This is a genomic window from Pseudomonas sp. HC1(2025) (genome assembly GCF_058742075.1).
The window spans coordinates 5,612,631-5,632,537 of record NZ_CP196017.1 but is presented as its reverse complement, the minus strand read 5'-3'; the positions used below and the strand labels follow the sequence as shown (position 1 = coordinate 5,632,537).

General features: G+C 61.9%; 16 protein-coding genes. 9 read left to right on the top strand and 7 right to left on the bottom strand.

From position 1 onward, the window contains the following. Positions 1–37 precede the first annotated feature (37 nt). On the top strand, positions 38–670 hold the full coding sequence (locus ACSSVH_RS25415) for a LysE family transporter (protein WP_492633873.1): 633 nt from the start codon (positions 38–40) through the stop codon (positions 668–670). 122 nt (positions 671–792) lie between these two features. Here ACSSVH_RS25415 and ACSSVH_RS25410 read toward each other — a convergent pair whose 3' ends face one another. Genes ACSSVH_RS25410 through ACSSVH_RS25395 form a run of 4 tightly spaced genes read right to left on the bottom strand, consistent with a single transcriptional unit; the run spans position 793 to position 3,936 of the window. Beyond that, positions 793–1,533, bottom strand: a complete 741-nt coding sequence (locus ACSSVH_RS25410; protein ID WP_492633872.1) for a penicillin-binding protein activator LpoB — start codon at positions 1,531–1,533, stop codon at positions 793–795. Positions 1,534–1,536: 3 nt separating this feature from the next. Further along, a complete protein-coding gene (gene lpoB, locus ACSSVH_RS25405) occupies positions 1,537–2,124 on the bottom strand; it encodes a penicillin-binding protein activator LpoB (RefSeq protein WP_169955039.1) in 588 nt (195 codons plus the stop codon). 35 nt (positions 2,125–2,159) lie between these two features. Further along, a complete protein-coding gene (locus ACSSVH_RS25400; protein WP_169955038.1) occupies positions 2,160–2,528 on the bottom strand; it encodes a YcfL family putative periplasmic lipoprotein in 369 nt (122 codons plus the stop codon). A 10-nt stretch (positions 2,529–2,538) separates the two neighbouring features. Further along, entirely contained in the window at positions 2,539–3,936 is a 1,398-nt protein-coding gene (locus ACSSVH_RS25395) for a COG3014 family protein (RefSeq protein WP_492633871.1), read from the bottom strand. A gap of 301 nt (positions 3,937–4,237) precedes the next feature. Between ACSSVH_RS25395 and ACSSVH_RS25390 the strand changes: the two genes are divergently transcribed. Next, positions 4,238–6,136, top strand: a complete 1,899-nt coding sequence (locus ACSSVH_RS25390) for an FTR1 family protein (protein WP_492633870.1) — start codon at positions 4,238–4,240, stop codon at positions 6,134–6,136. Between the two features lie 63 nt (positions 6,137–6,199). Here the strand turns inward: ACSSVH_RS25390 and elbB are convergent, their stop codons facing one another. Continuing rightward, positions 6,200–6,865 (bottom strand): isoprenoid biosynthesis glyoxalase ElbB, encoded by a 666-nt coding sequence (gene elbB / locus ACSSVH_RS25385; RefSeq protein WP_432754770.1) that lies wholly within the window; start codon positions 6,863–6,865, stop codon positions 6,200–6,202. Between the two features lie 114 nt (positions 6,866–6,979). On the opposite strand from elbB, the gene ACSSVH_RS25380 reads away from it, so the two are divergent. Then, positions 6,980–8,215, top strand: coding sequence for a sterol desaturase family protein (locus ACSSVH_RS25380; RefSeq protein WP_492633869.1), 1,236 nt, complete (start codon positions 6,980–6,982; stop codon positions 8,213–8,215). Here the strand turns inward: ACSSVH_RS25380 and ACSSVH_RS25375 are convergent. Next, entirely contained in the window at positions 8,196–8,840 is a 645-nt protein-coding gene (locus ACSSVH_RS25375) for a DedA family protein (RefSeq protein ID WP_169955033.1), read from the bottom strand. The genes ACSSVH_RS25380 and ACSSVH_RS25375 overlap by 20 nt on opposite strands. A 218-nt stretch (positions 8,841–9,058) precedes the next feature. On the opposite strand from ACSSVH_RS25375, the gene hemB reads away from it, so the two are divergent. The 3 genes from hemB (at position 9,059) to ACSSVH_RS25360 (ending at position 13,956) form a co-directional block, all read left to right on the top strand. Further along, positions 9,059–10,072, top strand: coding sequence for a porphobilinogen synthase (gene hemB / locus ACSSVH_RS25370; RefSeq protein ID WP_169955032.1), 1,014 nt, complete (start codon positions 9,059–9,061; stop codon positions 10,070–10,072). An 18-nt stretch (positions 10,073–10,090) separates the two neighbouring features. Further along, positions 10,091–12,313, top strand: coding sequence for a polyphosphate kinase 1 (gene ppk1 / locus ACSSVH_RS25365; RefSeq protein ID WP_169955031.1), 2,223 nt, complete (start codon positions 10,091–10,093; stop codon positions 12,311–12,313). 233 nt (positions 12,314–12,546) lie between these two features. After that, positions 12,547–13,956, top strand: a complete 1,410-nt coding sequence (locus tag ACSSVH_RS25360; protein WP_170042269.1) for an amidase family protein — start codon at positions 12,547–12,549, stop codon at positions 13,954–13,956. Between the two features lie 3 nt (positions 13,957–13,959). Here ACSSVH_RS25360 and ppx read toward each other — a convergent pair whose 3' ends face one another. Next, entirely contained in the window at positions 13,960–15,462 is a 1,503-nt protein-coding gene (gene ppx / locus ACSSVH_RS25355) for an exopolyphosphatase (RefSeq protein ID WP_170042097.1), read from the bottom strand. Positions 15,463–15,942: 480 nt separating this feature from the next. Between ppx and ACSSVH_RS25350 the strand changes: the two genes are divergently transcribed. The 3 genes from ACSSVH_RS25350 (at position 15,943) to ACSSVH_RS25340 (ending at position 19,905) form a co-directional block, all read left to right on the top strand. After that, complete coding sequence (locus ACSSVH_RS25350) at positions 15,943–16,590, top strand: DUF1120 domain-containing protein (RefSeq protein ID WP_170042098.1); 648 nt, start codon at positions 15,943–15,945, stop codon at positions 16,588–16,590. Between the two features lie 143 nt (positions 16,591–16,733). After that, positions 16,734–17,426 carry a fimbria/pilus chaperone family protein gene (locus ACSSVH_RS25345; RefSeq protein WP_170057555.1) on the top strand — a complete coding sequence of 231 codons (693 nt, stop codon included), beginning with the start codon at positions 16,734–16,736 and terminating at the stop codon, positions 17,424–17,426. Then, positions 17,416–19,905 carry a fimbria/pilus outer membrane usher protein gene (locus tag ACSSVH_RS25340; protein WP_492633868.1) on the top strand — a complete coding sequence of 830 codons (2,490 nt, stop codon included), beginning with the start codon at positions 17,416–17,418 and terminating at the stop codon, positions 19,903–19,905. Before ACSSVH_RS25345 ends, ACSSVH_RS25340 begins: the two co-directional genes overlap by 11 nt. Positions 19,906–19,907 lie beyond the last annotated feature (2 nt).

The following is a 19,907-nucleotide window of genomic DNA, read 5'->3' as shown; positions in this document are numbered from 1 at the left end:
GCTTAGTGCTCACAACGAATTTGCTACGAGGTGTGTAATGGCGCTCGACACATGGCTGGCCTTTTTCCTGGCCAGCTGGATCATCAGTCTCTCCCCCGGCGCGGGCGCCATCGCCTCCATGTCCAGCGGCCTGCAATACGGTTTCCTGCGCGGTTACTGGAACGCCATCGGCCTGCAATTGGGCCTGGCGATGCAGATTGCCGTGGTGGCGGGCGGCCTGGGCGCCATTCTTGCGGCGTCTTCTACCGCGTTCTATGCGATCAAGTGGTTTGGCGTGGCGTACCTGGTGTACCTGGCCGTCAAGCAATGGCGCGCCCTACCCATGGACATGAGCGATGACGCGGCCGTACGCCCGATCGGCAAGCCGATGGCGATGATGTTCCGTGGTTTATTGGTCAATGCCAGCAACCCCAAGGCCCTGGTCTTCATGCTGGCGGTGCTGCCGCAGTTTGTGAACCCGCAGGCACCGCTGCTGATCCAGTACTTGATCCTCGGCGTGACCATGATCGGCGTGGATATGATCGTGATGGCCGGCTACACCGGGCTGGCGTCGAAGGTACTGCGCCTGTTGCGCACACCCAAGCAGCAAAAACGCGTGAACCGTACGTTTGCCGGGCTGTTCGTGGGCGCGGCGGGTTTCCTCGCCAGCCTGCATCGCGCAACAGCCTGACTGAATAAACCCAATCAAAACTGTAGGAGCTGGCTTGCCGGCGATAGCGGTGTATCAGCCAGCATATATTGCACTGACCCATCGCTATCGCCGGCAAGCCGGCTCCTACATTGGTTTTGGGTTCAGTGCAGGATCTTCGGCGCCTCATCCCTTGGCAGGTTGTTGCGCAATGCCGGCTGCCCAGGTTCCTGGTAGCCAGCGCCCAGTTGCTCCTGCAGCTGGCGCGCCACATCTTCACCCAGGGTTTTCGACACTTCCTTCACCACCCGTGGCCGGCTCAGGCTCACGCGCACGTCGCGACTGCTCACCAACTTGGTGTCCTGGCCTTCACCCATGGCGGTAAATGCCGAGGTGATCTCGTAGGTACGGGTGTTGATCAGGCTGAAGTCCGCCACGACCGCCAGCCCCAGTACCGCTGAATAACTGTTGGTGCGATCCAGGGCGTTGATGTCCTGGGTGAAGTCGATATCCGACAAGGTGCCAAACAACACATAGTCGGCGCCCTTGAAGTGGCCGGCCTTGATCCGCTTGATCACGTCGTACACATCGCCCTTGGCCTCGCTGGTGTAGGGCGTGCCCTGGACCAGTTGGAACTGGCGCGACTTGAGAATCTCGCCCTTGATATCGCCGCTGAATTTACGCAGCTCACTCTGTTCGATGTAGCTGTTGCGGCTTTCGAACTCGGTGTAGCTGGACGCGCCGCTGGCGTTGTACGGGCTGGCCTGGAAGTTATTGCTGGCCGCGACGGCGTGGATGTATTGCTCCACGCGCGCCTCGTAGGCCAGGTCCGTGACCGCGATTTTCGGCGCCGCCCAGGCGCCAACGCTGCACAGCAGGGCGATGATGCCGATCCATGGGCCCATGGCTTAGCGCTCCGTGGTCTTGCGGATTTCTTTTTCGTCCATCCATTCCGCCAGGCCGCTTTCGACGTCGACCAGTTGCAGGCTGAACTTGTAGAACACGTCCTTGTAGTCGGCGCTGCGCTTGACGATGGAACTGATGGAACCTTCCAGGCGGTACTTGGCGGCGACCATGTTGCCGGTCTTGCTGACCGTGGACTTCTTGTACAGGCCGCTCTGGTTTTGCAGCTTGAGCTGGTCGACCTGGCTTTGCATATCGGTGTTGTCGCTGGCGAAGCGCGCGGTGCCGGTCTTCATCAACTGGGTCTTGATCGAGGTGGTGATCTCGCGGGTGTCGATGTACTCGCTGGTCTTGTTCTTCACGTCATACACCTGCACCACCGGGCGGCCCTGGAGGATGCCGGACTGCGCGAGGGAGCGGGTCATGCTTTCGGCGATCATCTGCAGGTCGGTGGAACCGAACTCGTTGGTCACCAGTTCCACGGCCTTGGTGTCGCCATAGCTGATGTTTTTGCCGCCGATGACCGGCGAGGTGTTGGCGCAGCCGCTGGCCAGGACGGCGATCACGGCGAGGAACGAAAAGCGTGCAAACATGGGAAGGTCTCTCGAAAACTGAATAGGGGGCAGGCTCAAGGCGTCTTGACTTCAAGGCGGAAGTCGGCGGCCTGGGGCAGGTTGGCGATGGCCGGCAGGAAGGTGGCCTGGTTGGCGTAGAGGTTCAGCACTTTCCAGGTTTCTTCGTCGCCTACCGGGAAGCCATCGGCGCCAAGCCAGGCGAAGCGGTAATACATCATCTGGTTGCTGCTGGTGATGTTGCTCAGTTGCACCTTGGCCGTCAGGAAGCCGTTCTCGCGGGCCACCCGAATGGCGCCGACGGCGATGCCCTTGAACTTGCCCATCACCACGACTTTGCTCGCGGCGCTGCCAGGTGCCGGCGGCGGGGTGGCGCAGCCGGCGAGGAAGATCAGCGCCAGGGCGCCGAGGATGAAATGACGCATAGCGTGCTCCTTAAGGTTGTTTGAGGCTGGCGACGGCCTGGGCCGGGTTGCTCGCGACCACATGGGCCGCCAGGCCGCTGGCGAAGACCTGGTTGCCGACCACCCGCAAGGTGATCACCTGATGGCGTTGTTCGGCCTTGACCGTCACCAGGCTGCCGCCCAGGGCATTGGGCAGGCTCACCTGGTGCTCGCCACGCTTGAGGCGCAGGCGCGTGACCTGGGTGACGTCCGGCAGGGTGCGCCAGGTGCGGGTGTCGGCGCCCTCGGTGACGGCGGAGGCGATGCCCAGCACCAGGCCGGCCATTGGGTTGGTCTGGTTGAGGTTTTTTTGCGTCACGCCACGGCTGATGGCACGCACGGTCGTGCGCAGGATGATCCCCGGCATGTCGTCGCGCAGGGCGCGGCGTGACATCGCGGTCGTGCTGTTGAGGGCCGTGAGGTTCTGCTGCCGGCCGTCGACGCCGATCTGCGCAAAGGTGGCCGTCGAAGTGTCTGGCTTGATCACCGGGAACGACAGCGGTGTGATCACCCAATGCCCGTCGATAGGAATCGGCAACGGCAGGCGGATCGAGTCGCGGGCCGGCGCCAGGCCGCTCTGGACCACGATCAGCACGTCGCTTTCGTCAGCCGCCACGGCAGAGGCGTCCAGATCGAGCAGCGCCTGTTCCAGCAGCGGTGTGTTGGGGCGCAGTTCGGCGGCCTTGCGATAGCCCGGCGCGGCCAGGTCTTTTTCACCCAGGGCTTCGTAGACGAAACCGGCCAGGTAATGGCTGAACGCGCTCTGGTAGCTGTTCTTCAGGCCCACCACGTCCGGCGCGTCGAGGCTTTCTACCGGGTAGCCACGCAAGTCCTTGAACTGGGTGGCTACGCCCTGGCGCTCGGCTTCGTTTTCGCGCTTGAGGTATTCCTTGTCCCGCAGCTCGGCGATCACCGCTTCGCGTTCGTGGGTTTTCTTGATTTCGGTACGCGCGCCGTCAAAGTCGTTGACCGCCAGCAGGTTCAGCGCCATCTGGGTGGTGAGCATGACTTTTTCATAGTCATACCCTTCGTAGCGCCGCACCTTGTCATTGACCAGGAAACTGCCGAACTGCGCCAGATAGCGCTCGGTGTCGAACTTGACCGACTCCTCCCACTTGTACACCACCACGTCTGCGCGGTGCCAGGCCGCCTGGCTGCCGGCCAGGTCGCCCTTGGCGCGCAGCAACTCGCCTTTTTCGAAGTAGTAGAGAAGGTCTTTGTCTTCGCTGCTGTTGTTCTTTTCCAGCAGGGTCAGCGCGGCATCCACGTTGCCGCTGGCCAACTGCTGGTTGGTGGCTTGCAGTTCCGTGTCGTAGCTGCGGAACATCGAACAGCCCGACAGCAGCGTGACTGCCGCGAGGGCAAGGGAGGTAAAAGCGCGAGATGCCATTGAGGTGCTGCTTCCCTGAGCGTAATCGGCCGAAGGGGCTGGTCGGGTCGAATAACCAATCGCAGGAAGCTTTTTCCTACCTATTCCTCATAAAAAGAGGAGCCTAAATGCCGATTCGCGATAACGAAGGCGGCGCATTATAGGCCTCGTTACTGGCAAAACAATGGCTTTTCAGCGGCATTGTTTAAGGTTTGTGCCACTACCCAGGGCACAGATTTCAGCCGCCAATCACTAACGCCTTGAGTCAAACCCATTAACATTCGACAATATGTTACTTCTTGTTTCCATCTGAGATTCATTCATGACTGCCCCCTCCCGTTTTCTCGCCTGGCTGTTGTTGCCAGCGTTGGTGTCGTGCAGCTTCAATCTGCTGGCTGCCACCGCAGAAGGTGCGCCCCAGGCCCTGCATTTGCTGGACTACATTGGCGCCGACTATCCGCCGACGGTACAGGCGGGCAAGGTGGTCGATGAGTCTGAATACCGTGAACAGGTGGAGTTTCTCGGCGTGTTGCAGGGGCTGGTGGCAGAACTGCCGGACAAGCCCGAGCGTGCGGCACTGGTCAAAGGCGTCGATGAGCTGCTGGCCGCCGTTACCAGCCATCAGGACGGTAACGCGGTAGCACGCCAGGCCCGGCAACTGGGGGCGCAGCTGGCGGTAGCCTATGAAGTCAGCCAGGCGCCGGCCATTACCCCGGACCCGACACGTGGCGCGCCGCTGTACGCCCAGCATTGCTCGGTGTGCCACGGTGACGCCGGGGCGGGCGATGGCCCGGCCGGTGTCGGCATGACCCCGCCGCCGGCCAACCTGCGCGATGCGCAGCGCCTGGACCGCCTGAGCCTGTATGGCATCTACAACACCCTGGGCCTGGGCGTCGAAGGCACCGACATGCCGTCGTTCGCCGACCAACTGGATGACCGTCAGCGCTGGGACCTGGCGACCTACATCGCCGGCTTCACCGCCGACCCGGCAGCGGCAAAAAGCGAAAAATCCTTCAACCTGGCCGACCTGGCGCGCCAGACCCCGGAAGAGGTGCTGGCCGCCGCAGGTCCGGACGCCGTCCGGGTGTTCCGCGCTCAGCGCGCGCAGCCGCCGCAGGTCCAGCGTGGTCCGGCGCAGTTGCTGGAGTACACCGCGGCGACCCTGGACAAGAGCCTGGCGGCGTTCCGCAGTGGTGAGCACGAGCAGGCCTACGACCTGTCGGTAGCGGCGTACCTGGAAGGCTTCGAGCTGGTGGAAAGCTCACTGGATAACGTCGATGCCAACGTGCGCAAGGACACCGAGAAAGCCCTGATGGCGTATCGGCAGTCGTTGCAGGACGGATTGCCAATCGAGCAGGTCCAGCAGCGCCTGGATGTGGCCAAGGGCAAACTCACTGAAGCGGCCGGCCTGTTGGGCGGCGACGGCCTGAGCTGGTCGTTGAGCTATATCTCGGGCTTGCTGATCCTGCTGCGTGAAGGGCTGGAAGCGATCCTGGTGCTGGCGGCGATCCTGGCCTTTTTGCGTAACACCGGCCAGCAGTCGGCGGTGCGCAGCGTCAACGTCGGTTGGGCGCTGGCGTTGGTCGCTGGCGCGGCGACCTGGGCCCTGGCGGCGTATGTGATTGACGTCAGCGGCGCCCAGCGTGAATTGCTCGAAGGCTGCACGGCGCTGTTTGCCAGTGTGATGGTGTTGTGGCTGGGGGTATGGATGCACGATCGGCGCCACGCGGCCGCCTGGCAGGACTACATCAAGAGCAGCCTGGTCGGCGGTGGCGGGCGTTTTGGGTTTGCGATCCTGGCGTTCTTCTCGGTGTACCGCGAACTGTTCGAGGTGATCCTGTTCTACGAAACCCTGTGGCTGCAGGCCGGTCCTGCCGGGCATAACGCGGTATTGGCCGGTGGTGCCACGGCGCTGGTGCTGCTGATGGGCCTGGCGTGGATCATCCTGCGCGGTTCGGCGAAGTTGCCGTTGGCGCTGTTCTTCGGCATCAACGCGGCGTTGCTGTGTGCGCTGTCGGTGGTGTTCGCCGGGCATGGCGTCAAGGCATTGCAGGAAGCCGGCATTTTCGGTACCCGGCCGGTGGCGTTCTTTGACTTCGACTGGCTGGGCATCCATGCCGATGCGTACTCGTTGAGTGCCCAGGCCGTGGCGATCATTGCGATTGTGGTGCTGTACAGCCGCAGCCGCTTGGCCGAGAAGCGCCGGGTGGCGGCTTCCTGAAGGTACTTGCGGTCAAATTGTGGGAGCTGGCCAGCTCCCACCTGTTTGATCGGCTTCGCTGGTTCAGTCGTTCTCGTGGGTCAGTTCCAACACCCGGTCCACCAGCTTGTTGATCCCCGATGCCACTTCGCTGATGTTCTTGCCCAGCATATAGGCCGGCGTGCTCACCAGCTTGCGCGCCTTGTCTTCGACGATTTCGTCTACCGCGCATTCCTGGTGGGTCGCACCCATCTTGTCCAGGGCGGCGGCGGTGTCGGCGTCGTTGCCGATGGTGCAGGTCACGCCTGGGCCGTAGATTTTTGCCGCCAGGGCCGGCGAAATGCAGATCAACCCCACCGGCTTGCCCGCTTCGGCAAAGGCTTCGGCCAGTGCCAGTACGTCCGGGTTGACGCTGCAACCGGCGCCTTCGACGGCAAAGTTCGACAGGTTCTTCGCCGCGCCAAAACCGCCGGGCACGATCAGCGCATCGAATTCTTCCACGCGGGCCTCGCGAATGTCCTTCACCTCGCCCCGGGCGATGCGCGCCGACTCCACCAGGACATTGCGCGACTCAGGCATTTCTTCGCCAGTGAGGTGGTTGATCACATGCAACTGCGCGATGTCCGGGGCAAAGCACTGGACCTCGGCGCCGCGCTGATCCAGGCGCAGCAGCGTGATAACACTTTCATGGATTTCAGCGCCGTCGTACACGCCACAGCCGGAAAGGATCACTGCAATCTTTTTGCTCATGGGCATTTCTCCTGATTTATGGCGTTAAATGTCTACTTATTTGTCGCGCATTGCCAATGGGACAACCGGCCACTGCACTAATCTTGGTGTAACAATAATTGACCGGACTGGCCCATGGACTTCGTCCCTTATGCGGTACCGTTTTTCATTGCCCTGATTGTGGTCGAACTGCTGGCCGACCGTTGGCGCGGCGAGCGCAACTACCGGGTGGCCGACGCCATCAACAGCCTGAGCACCGGTGTATTGTCCACCACCACTGGGCTGTTGACCAAAGGCGTCGGGCTGCTGACCTATGCCTTCGCCCTCAAGCATTTGGCGCTGTTCGAGCTGCCGGCCCAGAGCGTCTGGACCTGGGTGTTCGCCTTTGTCTTCTACGACTTCTGCTACTACTGGCTGCATCGCTGCGGCCACGAGCGCAATATCCTGTGGGCGGCGCACTCGGTCCATCACCAGAGCGAGGACTACAACCTCACCACCGCCTTGCGCCAGACCAGCACCGGCTTTTTGCTGAGCTGGGTCTTCTATCTGCCGCTGGCTGTCGTCGGCGTGCCGCTGCTGGTGTTTATCAGCGTGGCGTCGCTCAACCTGCTGTACCAGTTCTGGGTGCATACCCGCCATGTGCCCAAGCTCGGCTGGTTCGAATGGTTCTTCGTCACACCGTCCAATCATCGGGCCCACCATGCACAGAACGCTCTCTACATGGATCGCAACTACGGCGGGGTGTTCATTATTTGGGACCGTTTGTTTGGCTCGTTCCAGGAAGAAGACGAAAACGAGCCGGTGATCTTTGGCGTGACCACGCCTCTGGCCAGCTGGAATCCGCTGTGGGCCAACCTGCAGTTTTATGCACAGCTGTGGAGTGACGCCCGGCGTACCGAAAATGGGTGGGACAAACTGCGTATCTGGTTCATGCGCACCGGCTGGCGCCCGGCGGACGTCCAGGCCAAGTACCCACTGGCCAAGCCGGACCTGAGCCAGTTCCGGAAATTCGAGGTGCCCCTGGACACGCGCCAGCAGATTTACATCGCCCTGCAATTTGCCGCGTATGTGGGTTTTGGCAGCTATTTGATGAATGTCGGCGAAGGCATGCCGACGGCTGCGCTTGTGTTGGGTTGGAGTGTGATGGCACTGGGCTTGTTTAGCCTGGGCGTGGCCCTGGAGAATCGCCCGTGGGCCTTGAAGGCCGAGCTGCTGCGGTTGGGGCTGAATGTGCCGCTGGTGTGGCTGGCGCCGCTGGTCGGGTTGTGGCCCGCCAGCGTGCTGGGCTGGCTGGGGTTGGCCAGCTACAGCCTGCTCAGTGTCATCGGCCTTTACTGTTGCCGGGGCCGGCTTACTCGATTGGCGTCGTAGGCTCGGGCTTTTTCGGCTCGGCCAGTTGCTCCTGCTCCAGCCGGGCTTTTTCGGCCGCGCAGTTTTCCCGGGTCAGGCGGGCGTTGCGGATGCGCCGGCGCAGCCACAAGCCCAGGCCGAGCACCAGCAAGGCGCCGAGTACCCACAGCTCGTACTTCTTGACGCTGCCCAGCATGCCCTCGAGCACGGCGCCGAAGTGATAGGCCGCAGCACCCAGCGCTGCCGCCCAGATCGCCGCGCCGATGCCGTTGAGCAACAGGTAGCGCCCCGGCGGGTAGCCGGACAGGCCAATGGCCACGGGCATGACCGTACGCAAGCCGTAGACGAAGCGGAAACTCAGTACCCAGATATCCGGGTGCCGGCGGATATGCTCCAGCGCCCGATCGCCCAGCAGTTGCCAGCGTGGCTTGCGCGCCAACAATTTGCGCCCGTGCTTGCGGCCCATGAAGTACCAGAGCTGGTCGCCGGCGTAGCTGCCGAAGAACGCGACCACCACCACCACGTTGATATCCATGTATCCGCGGAACGCAAGGAAGCCTGCGAGAACCAGGATGGTCTCACCTTCAAAGAACGTCCCCAGGAAGAGGGCAAAGTAGCCAAAGTCATTCAGAAATTGTTGGAGCATTGTCTGGGTGCTGGCGAAATGAACGCGCAGCCTACGCCTTCGTGAACATTCATGAAAGTATCGAGATGTGTCACGAAGTGAACATTTCCTACGTAAAGCATGAATGCGGCTACAGGTCGCATGCCAGTTGGATGAGTAAGCACAACTGTCATTCCTTCGTCATAATGGCCGCTTATAACTGTCACGCTCGCCCGTCAAGCCGGGCTCAGGAGTCTGCCGTGAGCTTTACCCCCGCCCAACGCCTGTTTCCCGCTACCCGCCTGCGCCGCAACCGTCGTGATGATTTTTCTCGCCGCCTGGTCCGTGAAAACGTACTGACGGTGGATGATCTGATCCTGCCGGTGTTTGTGCTGGACGGCGAAAATCGCCGGGAAGCGGTGGCGTCGATGCCGGGTGTCGAGCGCTTGACCATTGATCTGCTGCTCGAAGAGGCGGCGCAGTGGGTTGAACTGGGGATCCCGGCGCTGGCGCTGTTCCCGGTCACGCCGGCCGGGCTCAAGTCCCTGGACGCCGCCGAGGCCTGGAACCCTGAAGGCATTGCCCAGCGCGCAACCCGCGCCCTGCGCGAGCGTTTCCCCGAGCTTGGGGTGATCACCGACGTGGCGCTGGACCCGTTCACCACCCACGGGCAGGATGGCATCTTGGATGAAGAGGGTTATGTACAGAACGACATCACCGTCGACGCACTGGTCAAGCAGGCGCTGTCCCATGCCCAAGCGGGCGCCCAGGTGGTGGCCCCCTCGGACATGATGGACGGTCGGATCCAGGCGATCCGCGAGGCGCTGGAGCTGGCCGGGCATGTCAACGTGCGGATCATGGCCTATTCGGCCAAGTACGCCAGCGCCTACTACGGCCCGTTCCGCGATGCGGTCGGCTCGGCATTGAACCTGGGCAAGGCCAACAAGGCCTCGTACCAGATGGACCCGGCCAACAGCCACGAAGCCTTGCACGAAGTGGCGGCGGACCTGGCCGAAGGCGCCGATATGGTGATGGTCAAGCCTGGCATGCCGTACCTGGACATCCTTTATCGGGTCAAGGAGGAATTCAAGGTGCCAACCTTTGTCTATCAGGTCAGTGGTGAATACGCCATGCACATGGCCGCGATTCAAAATGGCTGGTTGGGTGAAGGCGTGATCCTTGAGTCCCTTACCGCCTTTAAACGTGCGGGTGCTGATGGCATCCTGACTTACTTTGCCGCCCGTGCCGCCCAATTGCTTAGAGAGCAACAATAGCCCTCACAGGAACACTCGATGAATACCGAAGGACTCACAGAAGTTGCCGTAAAAGATGCGCACCCGGTGGTTGAACAGGTGGCCGAAACCCCGCCGGAGCTTGCGCCCGAGCAGCCTGCCGTGACCGCGGAGCCGGTGGTGGCGGCACCGCCTATCGTGATTCCGAACCTGGACGACAGCAGCCTGTACATCCATCGCGAGCTGTCGCAACTGCAATTCAATATCCGCGTGCTGGAACAGGCGCTGGATGAGTCCTACCCGCTGCTCGAGCGTTTGAAGTTCCTGCTGATCTTTTCCAGCAACCTGGACGAGTTCTTCGAGATCCGTGTCGCCGGCCTCAAGAAGCAGATCACCTTTGCCCGCGAGCAAGCCGGCGCCGATGGCCTGCAGCCGCACCAGGCCCTGGCCCGTATCAGCGAGCTGGTGCACGGCCATGTGGATCGCCAATACGCCATCCTCAACGACATCCTCTTGCCGGAGCTGGAAAAGCACCAGGTGCGCTTCATCCGCCGCCGCAACTGGACCGTCAAGCTCAAGACCTGGGTCCGTCGCTATTTCCGTGACGAGATCGCGCCGATCATCACCCCGATTGGCCTGGACCCGACGCACCCGTTCCCGCTGCTGGTGAACAAGAGCCTGAACTTTATTGTCGAGCTCGAAGGGATCGATGCCTTTGGCCGTGATTCGGGCCTGGCGATCATTCCTGCACCGCGCCTGTTGCCAAGGATCATCAAGGTACCGGAAGAGGTCGGGGGGGCTGGCGATAACTATGTATTCCTTTCGTCGATGATCCACGCCCACGCCGATGACCTGTTCCAGGGCATGAAGGTCAAGGGTTGCTACCAGTTCCGCCTGACCCGTAACGCTGACCTGGCGGTCGATACCGAAGACGTCGAAGACCTGGCCCGCGCCCTGCGTGGCGAGCTGTTCTCGCGGCGCTACGGCGATGCGGTCCGCCTGGAAGTGGCGGACACCTGCCCCAAGCACCTGTCGGACTACCTGCTCAAGCAGTTCAACCTGGCCGAGACCGAGCTGTACCAGGTCAATGGCCCGGTGAACCTGACGCGCCTGTTCAGCATCACCGGCCTGGACAGCCACCCGGAACTGCAATACACGCCGTTCACCCCGCAGATTCCGAAGCTGCTGCAAAACAGCGAAAACATCTTCAGTGTGGTCAGCAAGCAGGACATCTTGCTGCTGCACCCCTTCGAGTCGTTCACCCCGGTGGTCGACCTGTTGCGCCAGGCCGCCAAGGATCCTCATGTCCTGGCCGTGCGCCAGACCCTGTACCGCAGCGGCGCCAACTCGGAAATCGTCGATGCACTGGTCGACGCCGCGCGTAACGGCAAGGAAGTCACGGCGGTGATCGAACTGCGTGCGCGGTTCGACGAAGAATCCAACCTGCAACTGGCCAGCCGCCTGCAAGCGGCCGGCGCGGTGGTGATCTATGGCGTGGTCGGCTTCAAGACCCACGCCAAGATGATGCTGATCCTGCGCCGCGAGGCCGGTGAAATCGTGCGTTACGCGCACCTTGGTACCGGCAACTATCACGCGGGCAACGCCAAGCTCTACACCGACTACAGCCTGCTGACGTCCGACGACGCGCTGTGCGAAGACGTCGGCAAACTGTTCAGCCAGTTGATCGGCATGGGCAAGACGCTGCGCATGAAAAAGCTGCTGCATGCGCCGTTCACCCTGAAAAAGGGCATGCTCGACATGATTGCCCGCGAGACCCAGTTCGCCCTCGACGGCAAGCCGGCGCATATCATCGCCAAGTTCAACTCGCTGACCGATCCGAAGATCATTCGCGCGCTGTACAAGGCCAGCCAGTCCGGCGTGCGGATCGACCTGGTGGTGCGGGGCATGTGCTGCCTGCGTCCGGGCATCGCGGGCGTGTCCCACAATATCCACGTGCGTTCGATCATTGGGCGCTTCCTGGAGCACACGCGGGTGTTCTACTTCCTCAACGGCGGCGAGGAGCAGATGTTCCTCTCCAGCGCCGACTGGATGGAGCGCAACCTCGACAAGCGGGTGGAGACTTGCTTCCCGGTGGAAGGCAAGAAGCTGATCATGCGGGTCAAGAAAGAGCTTGAGAGTTATCTGACCGACAACACCCACAGCTGGAGCCTACAGTCGGACGGGCGCTATGTGCGCAACACGCCGACCGGCAACCAGAACCCGCGCAGTGCCCAGGCAACCTTGCTGGAGCGCTTGGGCAGCCCGGTGCTGACGGTCCGCTGATATCGGCCAGGCCTACACCCCCCACTGAGAAATCGGACAGCACCGTCAGATTTCCCAGGTTGGGGAGCCCAGGCTCCCGCTCCTAGACTGACCTCGGGCTATCAGGCGATAGCCTGTATAGCGCAGTTGAGGAGTTTTCGATGATCGGATCGGGCGTAGGAATCGGGCTTGAAGCCTCGGGTTTTTTTGAGGTGCTGGCCGCACCGCCGAAGGGCTACCGCAGTGCGCAGGCCATGTCGTCCGACATGGCTCGGGCGGCAGTCACTTCAGAGTCGCTGGTGCGCGATTCATTGCAAGGTATCGCCAACATCGACCAGGGTTTGCAGGGTGGCAATGCGTTCCTGCAGGTCAACCCCGATGCACGTGAACAGGCGCGGGCGCGCGATCAGGAGCGTGCCGGCGGTACCGTGCGCGGTTTTTTGCACGGCGTGCCGATTGCCCTGAAAGATGTCTTTGAAACCAGCGGTAAAATGCACACCAGTGCGGGTTCCCGTGCGCTGGTCGGTTCACCGGCGACCAAAAACGCCAAGGTTGTGGACAACCTGCTCAAGGCTGGCGCCGTGATCGTGGGCAAGACCAATATGAGCGAGCTGTCCAACTTCCGCTCCAGCGTGGCGGTCGATGGCTGGAGCTCCCGTGGCGGGCAGACCCTCAATCCCCATCGGCTGGGAGGGCAGGTGGCAGGGTCCAGTTCGGGTTCGGCGGTGGCGGTCGCCCAGGGCCTGGTACCGCTGGCACTGGGCATCGAGACCAACGGCTCGATCATTGCCCCGGCGGCCTACAACGGCGTGGTTGGTTTGAAAACCTCGGTCGGGCTGGTGAGTACCGAGGGCGTCATCACCAGTTCCAGGCTGGACTCGGTGGGCACGTTTACCCGCAGCGTGCGGGATGCTGGCGAAGCGCTCAATGCCATGACCGAAACCACCGGCTATACCGCCGGCCTGACGGCCAATGCCTTGCAGGGCAAGCGTATCGGCTACACCCCGCTGCCTGAGCTGTCGCCGCAGGCCGCCCAGAATCCGGCCCTGCGCGCAGACAGAAAGCACTACGAGGACGCGCTCGCATTGCTCGCGTCCAAGGGTGCAGTCATGGTGCCCATAGGCAGGCTGGACGCGAATGTATCGAATGAGACGTACGATCAATACAGCGACGCGCTGTTTGCTGGGATCAAGCAACGCCTGGAAGGCTACTTGGCCGGCCGGGAAGGGTTGCCCGTGAAGTCGCTGGCTGAGCTGATTGCGTTCAACGAGCGTGACAGGAAAACCGGGGAGCCGGACCAGGCGTTGCTGGAGCACATCAACAGCCTGGACGTGACGGATGAGCAGCGCGAGCAACTGTGGGCGGCCGTCCTGCCGACTTTCAAGGACACCCTCGATAAGCCGTTGAGCGAGCACAGGCTCGATGCCATCGTGTCGAACTTCCGCTCCGACAGTTACTACTTTGCCGCCGCAGCCGGTTACCCCGGCATCTCGGTGCCCTCGGGCATGGATGAGGAGGGTATGCCGACCGCGCTGCACTTTTGCGGCACGGGCAACAGTGAAGCCACGCTGCTCTCGGTTGCACACGGTTATGAACAGGCCTCGCAGGCCATCCGCGAGCCGGCGTTCCGGCCTGGCGTACCGCTGTCGTCCGAGAGGGTCTAGGTGTCAGTGCACGTTCAAGCTGAACCCCACCCGCGTCAGCCACTCGGCTTCCTGGGCGAAATCCGCCTGGGTCAGTTGATTCTCGTCCAGCCAGTTTTTGGGGAACACCACATCCAGGCTGTCGCCATTGGCGCGCAGGGTGACTTGCGGCATCTGTTGGGTGCCTCGAATGTGATGGAACAGGATCGCAAAGCGCAGTAGGGCGCATAGGCGAATCAGCTTGATGCCCTCGGCGCCGAACTCGGCGAACTTGTCCTTGGGGATATTGCGGCGATGGCCGCGCACCAGCAGCGCCAGCATCTGCTGGTCCTCCCGGGAAAACCCCGCCAGGTCGGAGTGCTCGATCAGGTACGCGCCGTGCTTGTGGTAATGGTAGTGGGCGATGTCCAGGCCCACCTCATGGACCTTGGCCGCCCAGCCCAGCAGTTCACGCCAGACCCCGTCTTCCAGGTCCCAATCCTCGGCGACCTGGTCAAAGGCATGCAGCGCCTTGCGCTCGACCCGTGCCGCCTGTTCCAGGTCAACGTGGTAACGCTCCATCAGCGAGCCCAGGGTGCGCTCACGCACGTCTTCGTGATGATGGCGGCCCAACAGGTCGTAGAGCACACCTTCACGCAGGGCACCATCGCAATGGTCCATACGCTGCAACTCGAGGGCGTCGAAGATGGCTTCCAGGATCGCCAGGCCGGCAGGGAAGATGGCGCGGCGGTCGGGCTTGATGCCATCGAAGTCGATCTTCTCGGCATCGCCGAGCTTGAACAGCTTGCGCTTGAGCCAGGCCAGGCCTTCGGCATTCACTTCGCCAGTGCCATGGCCGCCGGCCTTCAGGGCCAGGCCGATGGCGCGGATGGTGCCGGATGAGCCGATGGCTTCATCCCAGGTCAGGCGGTGCAGGGCGTGCTCGATGCTCATGATCTCCAGCCGCGCCGCCGTGTACGCCTGGGCGTAGCGGGCCGGGGTGATCTTGCCGTCCTTGAAATAGCGCTGGGTGTAGCTGACGCAACCCATTTGCAGGCTTTCGCGCAGCAGCGGCTCGAAGCGTTGGCCGATGATGAACTCGGTGCTGCCGCCGCCAATGTCGGCCACCAGGCGCTTGCCGGGGGTATCGGCCAACGTGTGGGAAACGCCGAGGTAGATCAGGCGCGCTTCTTCACGGCCGGAGATGACTTCCACCGGGTGCCCGAGGATCTCCTCGGCGCGGCGGATGAATTCGCCACGGTTACGCGCTTCGCGCAAGGCGTTGGTGCCGACGATACGCACGGCGCCCTGGGGCATGCCGTTGATCAGTTGGGCAAAGCGCTTGAGGCAATCGAGCCCGCGCTGCATGGATTCTTCGTTGAGCTTGCGCTCATCGTCGATCCCGGCCGCCAATTGTACCTTTTCGCCGAGCCGCTCAAGGATGCGGATCTCACCGTTCTGGGCCTTGGCCACGACCATGTGAAAGCTGTTGGAGCCCAGGTCGATGGCGGCGATCAGGGACAGATTCTTGGCTTGGGATTGCGGCATGGGTAGGGGATCTCGGTCGATAACCTTGCCATCGTGCCACGATCAAACGCTGGCGCCAACGCGTAGTGCTCGGTGATTTGTCTTACCCCTGCTCTCGATCAAGTTTTGTAGGAAATGTAGGGCAAATTCCCGGGCGGCCTATGACATCTCCCTAGTGGTATGTAGGGGGTTATAAAGTTTTTCAAAAGTTGAAGTGCTTATGCGGTTTCCTACATGGCGGCGTTCATTATGCTGATCTTTAGTTTGCTCCGGACTACTTCTATAGTTGTTAAAAGGGACGGTTGTATTTAACAGGTCTCACAGGGTTTAAGGTGTTGTCTTATATTTATTAGGTGGTGGCCAGGGTGAAACTGTCCTTCGGCAATGATGCCGTGGTGTTATTTATTTATGGCTTTGTGTTTCAACAAGGAACTAAAGATGGGCGGTAAACTGCCCGGTTTAAATAAATAACGCCTGACACTTTCTAACGACAGGTTGATCATGAAAAAAGCATTGGGTTTGACGATGGGCATTATCTGCCTGGCAGCCAGTATCGCTGCCCAGGCAACAAACGTAGCGCAACTGGTGGTGCGGGGGACGATCACTCCCACCTCCTGCAACCTGAGCCTGGGTGGTGGTGGGATCATCGACTACGGGACCATCCGCTCCGGCGAGTTGTCCCAGACCGCCTTCAACCCTCGCGAGGAGCGAACCACCTCGGTGTCCGTCAACTGCGGCAGCACCCCGGCCAAGTTCGCCCTGGCCCTGACCGACCTACAGGCTAGCAGCAAGGTCACCGGGATCCTCGGTGCCGGCTATACCGAGGCGCAGAACTTCGGCTTGGGGGCCGTATCGAACCGGCGTACCGGCGGTTACTCGGTCACCCTGCGCGACCTGAGGTCGTCAGGGGTGGTGTTGAACCCGATCATGCGGTCGGGCACCGGCGCCTGGCAGGTCAGTGATGGCAAAGTCGCGCAATCCCCCAGCCAGTATTCGTGGCGCAATGGCGCGACCATTACTCCGGCAGCCGTTGCCCAACTGACCGGTGTGATTGCGGTCAAGGCGGTCATCAACAAGGCACAGGACCTGGACCTCACCCGGGATGTCACGCTGGATGGGCGGGCTACTTTAGTACTTAGTTACATCTAAGCACTTATAAAAACAGCCGATATTGCAACGGAAGTTTTCTTGGTACTTCCGGAACTTGTCGGCTGCTTTTGCGTGGGCACTTGTTTGTTATTTGTTTGGGTCGTTGCGGAGAAAACACTGTGAGTTGTTTTTTGAAAGCAAGTGTGACGCTGTTGAGTTGTTCAGCTTTACTGTTTTGCGCAAGTGGCATGGCCTTCGCCGATGGCATGCAGCCCGAGACAACGGTGGTCGTGCTCTATGAAGAAGACGGTGAAGCGACGATCAATCTCAAGAACACCGATCCGGGTCCCGCGTTACTTCACTCGGTGATTGAAAACATCCCGGAAGATCAAGAGCCGCTGCTGGTTGTCACGCCGCCGATTAGCCGGGTCGAAGCCGGTGAAACCCAGTTGGTGCGTTTTATCAGCACCGCCGCTGCGCCGCTCAAGACCCAGCGCTTGAAACGCGTGTCCTTTGAAGGCATCCCCCAGGCCCGCAGCCCCGGCGGGGCGACCATTGGCATCACGCTGCGCCAGAACCTGCCGCTGATCCTGCATCCCAAGGGGCTGGCCAGGCACCAGGCACCCTGGGAACTGCTGAAGTGGAAGCGCCAGGGCAGTGGCCTGGTCGTGCACAACGACAGTGCGTATGTGGTGCGGTTGGCGCTGGAGTTGCAACTGCTGCCGGGCAAACAGCTGGCGACCCTGCCGCGCAGCTACATCCTGCCGGGTGAGACCCTGGCGGTCGCGACCCAGGGCGCCCTTTCCGCCGTCAGCTCGGTGGTCCTGCAGCCGGCGACTGTCTACGGGTTCAGCGTCGACAGTTACCAAGCCAATGTGGCCGATCATGGGAATTGACCGGGCGGTGGGCAAGATGACGGGTGGTGCCCGTTGTTCGGGGCTGTTCATGGGCCTGGCCAGCCTTTTCGGGGGGCATGGGGAGGTGGTGGCCATCGAGCTGGGGACGGGGTTCGACCTGGCGGCCCTGACCACCCATGGCATTGATCCAAAAGTCTCGGAATACTTTCGCAGTGCCGCGCGTTTTCGCGAGGGTGTCCAGGTGGTCGGGCTGCGGGTCAATGGCGCCGCATTGGGGCTGGTCGACGCTCGTTTCGACTATCAGGGCCAACTGTGCTTTACCCGAGGGCTACTGGACAAGGCCGGTTTGCGGGTGCCATCGGCGATCTTGCAGGCCGGTGTCACGGCCGATCAGGCATGCCATGACTTTATTGGTGAGTATCCGGCAACGATAGTGCGGTTGCGCCCCGGCAGTGACGAAGTATCCCTGGTGGTGCCCACGCAATCGTTGCGCGAGGCGCAGTGGGAGGCGGGCAGCTTCAGCCAGGGCGGTACGGCCGCCATGCTCAATTACGATGTGCTGGGGTTCGACAGCCATGCACGTGATGGCTCCAGCCGGTTTGTCTCGGCCTATACCGAGGCGGGGTTCAACCTGGGCAACTGGGTTGTGCGCAGTCGGCAGTTCTACATTTCCGATAATGGCAGGGGCAGCAGCGAGCATGTGTATGCCTACGCCCAGCGCGATTTCGCGGCCCTGCAATCGACCTTCCAGGCAGGCCAGATTTCCAGCCGCAGCCCGGTGTTTGGTGGGCTCCAGCTTTCGGGCTTCCAATTCTTTCCCGATGGTGTGGCGCGCCTTGGGAGCGCCAACGGTGTAGTGGTCGAAGGCCTGGCCCATAGCCAGGCGAGGGTTGAGGTGCGCCAGTCCGGGGTACTGATTTATTCGACCCTGGTGCCTGAAGGCCCCTTCAGCCTGACCGGTCTGCCGCTGCTCAATGGCACCAGTGACCTGGACGTGAGTGTCATCGGGACCCGGGGTGGCAAGCGCAGTTTCGTGGTGCCGGCGGCGTCGTTCGGAGCCCAGGTGCCTGTGGCGCCGGGCTTCGACTTTGCCCTGGGCAAGGTGCGCGAAACGCTCGTCAGTGGCCGGGAGCAACCGGTGGTGGCGATGGGCAGTGGCACCTGGGGCCTGGGCGCAGGCACGGCCCTGGGGTTCGGCGTGCTGGGGACAGATGAATATCATGCGGCCGGTGGTACGTTGAGCCGGGTGTTTTTCCAGCGGGTTTCGCTGACGGCAAGGCACAACATGTCGCGTGACCAGGTCCGTGGCGTGGGCGGCACGCGCAATGCCGTGTCGCTGGGCAGCCCGTTGGGCGCCGGGGTTGAAGTGAACCTGAGTGCTACTACCCAGAGCCGAGGTTATCGGGATGTCCTGGAGGCAGGCGCCGTCTCGAACAAGGACTTTCTGGATGCGCGTTTCCAGCGCCAGTACACCGCCGGGCTGAGTTGGGCCGAGCCGCTGTTTGGCGCGCTATCTCTCAGCTATTCGCGCAGCACCCAGTTTGACGGGCAGGGTGCCGAACACGTATTCGCGTCGTGGAACAGGCGTTTCAGTGAGGTTGATGTCGCGTTGATCGCCGACTCGCAAACCGGCCCGTCGCGCCGCCGAAAACGCCGTTATGCCGCCAATGAGGAGCTTCCCTCGCAAGGGATGTCCCTGCGCCTGCAGGTCAGCCTGCCCTTTGGCGAGAGCCGTCGCCTGACCTCCTACGCCAGTCGGCGCAATGGCCGCTCCGATATCGGCACATCCTTGTCGGAACGGGTCAATGAGTATGTGGACTATGAGGTTGGAGCCGAGCGCGATCTGACGGACCGCCAGCAATCGGTGCACGGGCGGGTCGATGTCATGCCGCGCTACACCCGCGTAGGTGCGGGAGTGAACCGCGACGCCTCGGGAACCAGCTACACCGGGCAATTGCAGGGCGCCGTGGTGGCCCATGGGCAAGGGCTGACTTTTTCGCCCTACCCGGTACAGGACACGTTCGGCCTGCTGTCGGTGGGGAATATCTCGGGCGCCAAGGTCGAGACGCCCCAGGGCCCGGTCTGGACTGACTATCGCGGCCAAGCGGTCATTCCTGGGCTGCCGGCGTACAGCAACAGCCACCTCCAAGTGCAGACCCAATCGCTGCCCAAGCGCGTCGACCTCAAGAACGGCACCCAAACCCTGGCGGCTGCACGCGGCTCGTTCAATACCGTGGAATTCCAGGTGGTCAGTGCCCGCCGTGTTCTATTGACTGCCCGTGATCAGCATGGGCGCACGTTACCCCAGGGAGCTGCTGTGTTTGGCACCGACAAGGCCTTTGTGACCAGCGTGGTGGGCGAAGGCCTGATCTTCCTGAATGACAGCCAGCCCCAGCAAACCCTGAGTGTCCAATTGCCGGATTCGACCAAACCCTGCCTGTTGCAACTGAACCTTGAGCCAGAGCCCTCCAATGACAAACTTTATGAAACCGCCTCGGCCACCTGCCAAGGGTTGTAAAT

Excerpts from the sequence above, each read along its gene's own strand:
- ACSSVH_RS25415 (WP_492633873.1), top strand. The coding sequence starts at position 38 with ATGGCGCTCGACACATGGCTGGCCTTTTTCCTGGCCAGCTGGATCATC.
- ACSSVH_RS25410 (WP_492633872.1), bottom strand. The coding sequence starts at position 1,533 with ATGGGCCCATGGATCGGCATCATCGCCCTGCTGTGCAGCGTTGGCGCC.
- lpoB (WP_169955039.1), bottom strand. The coding sequence starts at position 2,124 with ATGTTTGCACGCTTTTCGTTCCTCGCCGTGATCGCCGTCCTGGCCAGC.
- ACSSVH_RS25400 (WP_169955038.1), bottom strand. The coding sequence starts at position 2,528 with ATGCGTCATTTCATCCTCGGCGCCCTGGCGCTGATCTTCCTCGCCGGC.
- ACSSVH_RS25395 (WP_492633871.1), bottom strand. The coding sequence starts at position 3,936 with ATGGCATCTCGCGCTTTTACCTCCCTTGCCCTCGCGGCAGTCACGCTG.
- ACSSVH_RS25390 (WP_492633870.1), top strand. The coding sequence starts at position 4,238 with ATGACTGCCCCCTCCCGTTTTCTCGCCTGGCTGTTGTTGCCAGCGTTG.
- elbB (WP_432754770.1), bottom strand. The coding sequence starts at position 6,865 with ATGAGCAAAAAGATTGCAGTGATCCTTTCCGGCTGTGGCGTGTACGAC.
- ACSSVH_RS25380 (WP_492633869.1), top strand. The coding sequence starts at position 6,980 with ATGGACTTCGTCCCTTATGCGGTACCGTTTTTCATTGCCCTGATTGTG.
- ACSSVH_RS25375 (WP_169955033.1), bottom strand. The coding sequence starts at position 8,840 with ATGCTCCAACAATTTCTGAATGACTTTGGCTACTTTGCCCTCTTCCTG.
- ppk1 (WP_169955031.1), top strand. The coding sequence starts at position 10,091 with ATGAATACCGAAGGACTCACAGAAGTTGCCGTAAAAGATGCGCACCCG.
- ACSSVH_RS25360 (WP_170042269.1), top strand. The coding sequence starts at position 12,547 with ATGTCGTCCGACATGGCTCGGGCGGCAGTCACTTCAGAGTCGCTGGTG.
- ppx (WP_170042097.1), bottom strand. The coding sequence starts at position 15,462 with ATGCCGCAATCCCAAGCCAAGAATCTGTCCCTGATCGCCGCCATCGAC.
- ACSSVH_RS25350 (WP_170042098.1), top strand. The coding sequence starts at position 15,943 with ATGAAAAAAGCATTGGGTTTGACGATGGGCATTATCTGCCTGGCAGCC.
- ACSSVH_RS25340 (WP_492633868.1), top strand. The coding sequence starts at position 17,416 with ATGGGAATTGACCGGGCGGTGGGCAAGATGACGGGTGGTGCCCGTTGT.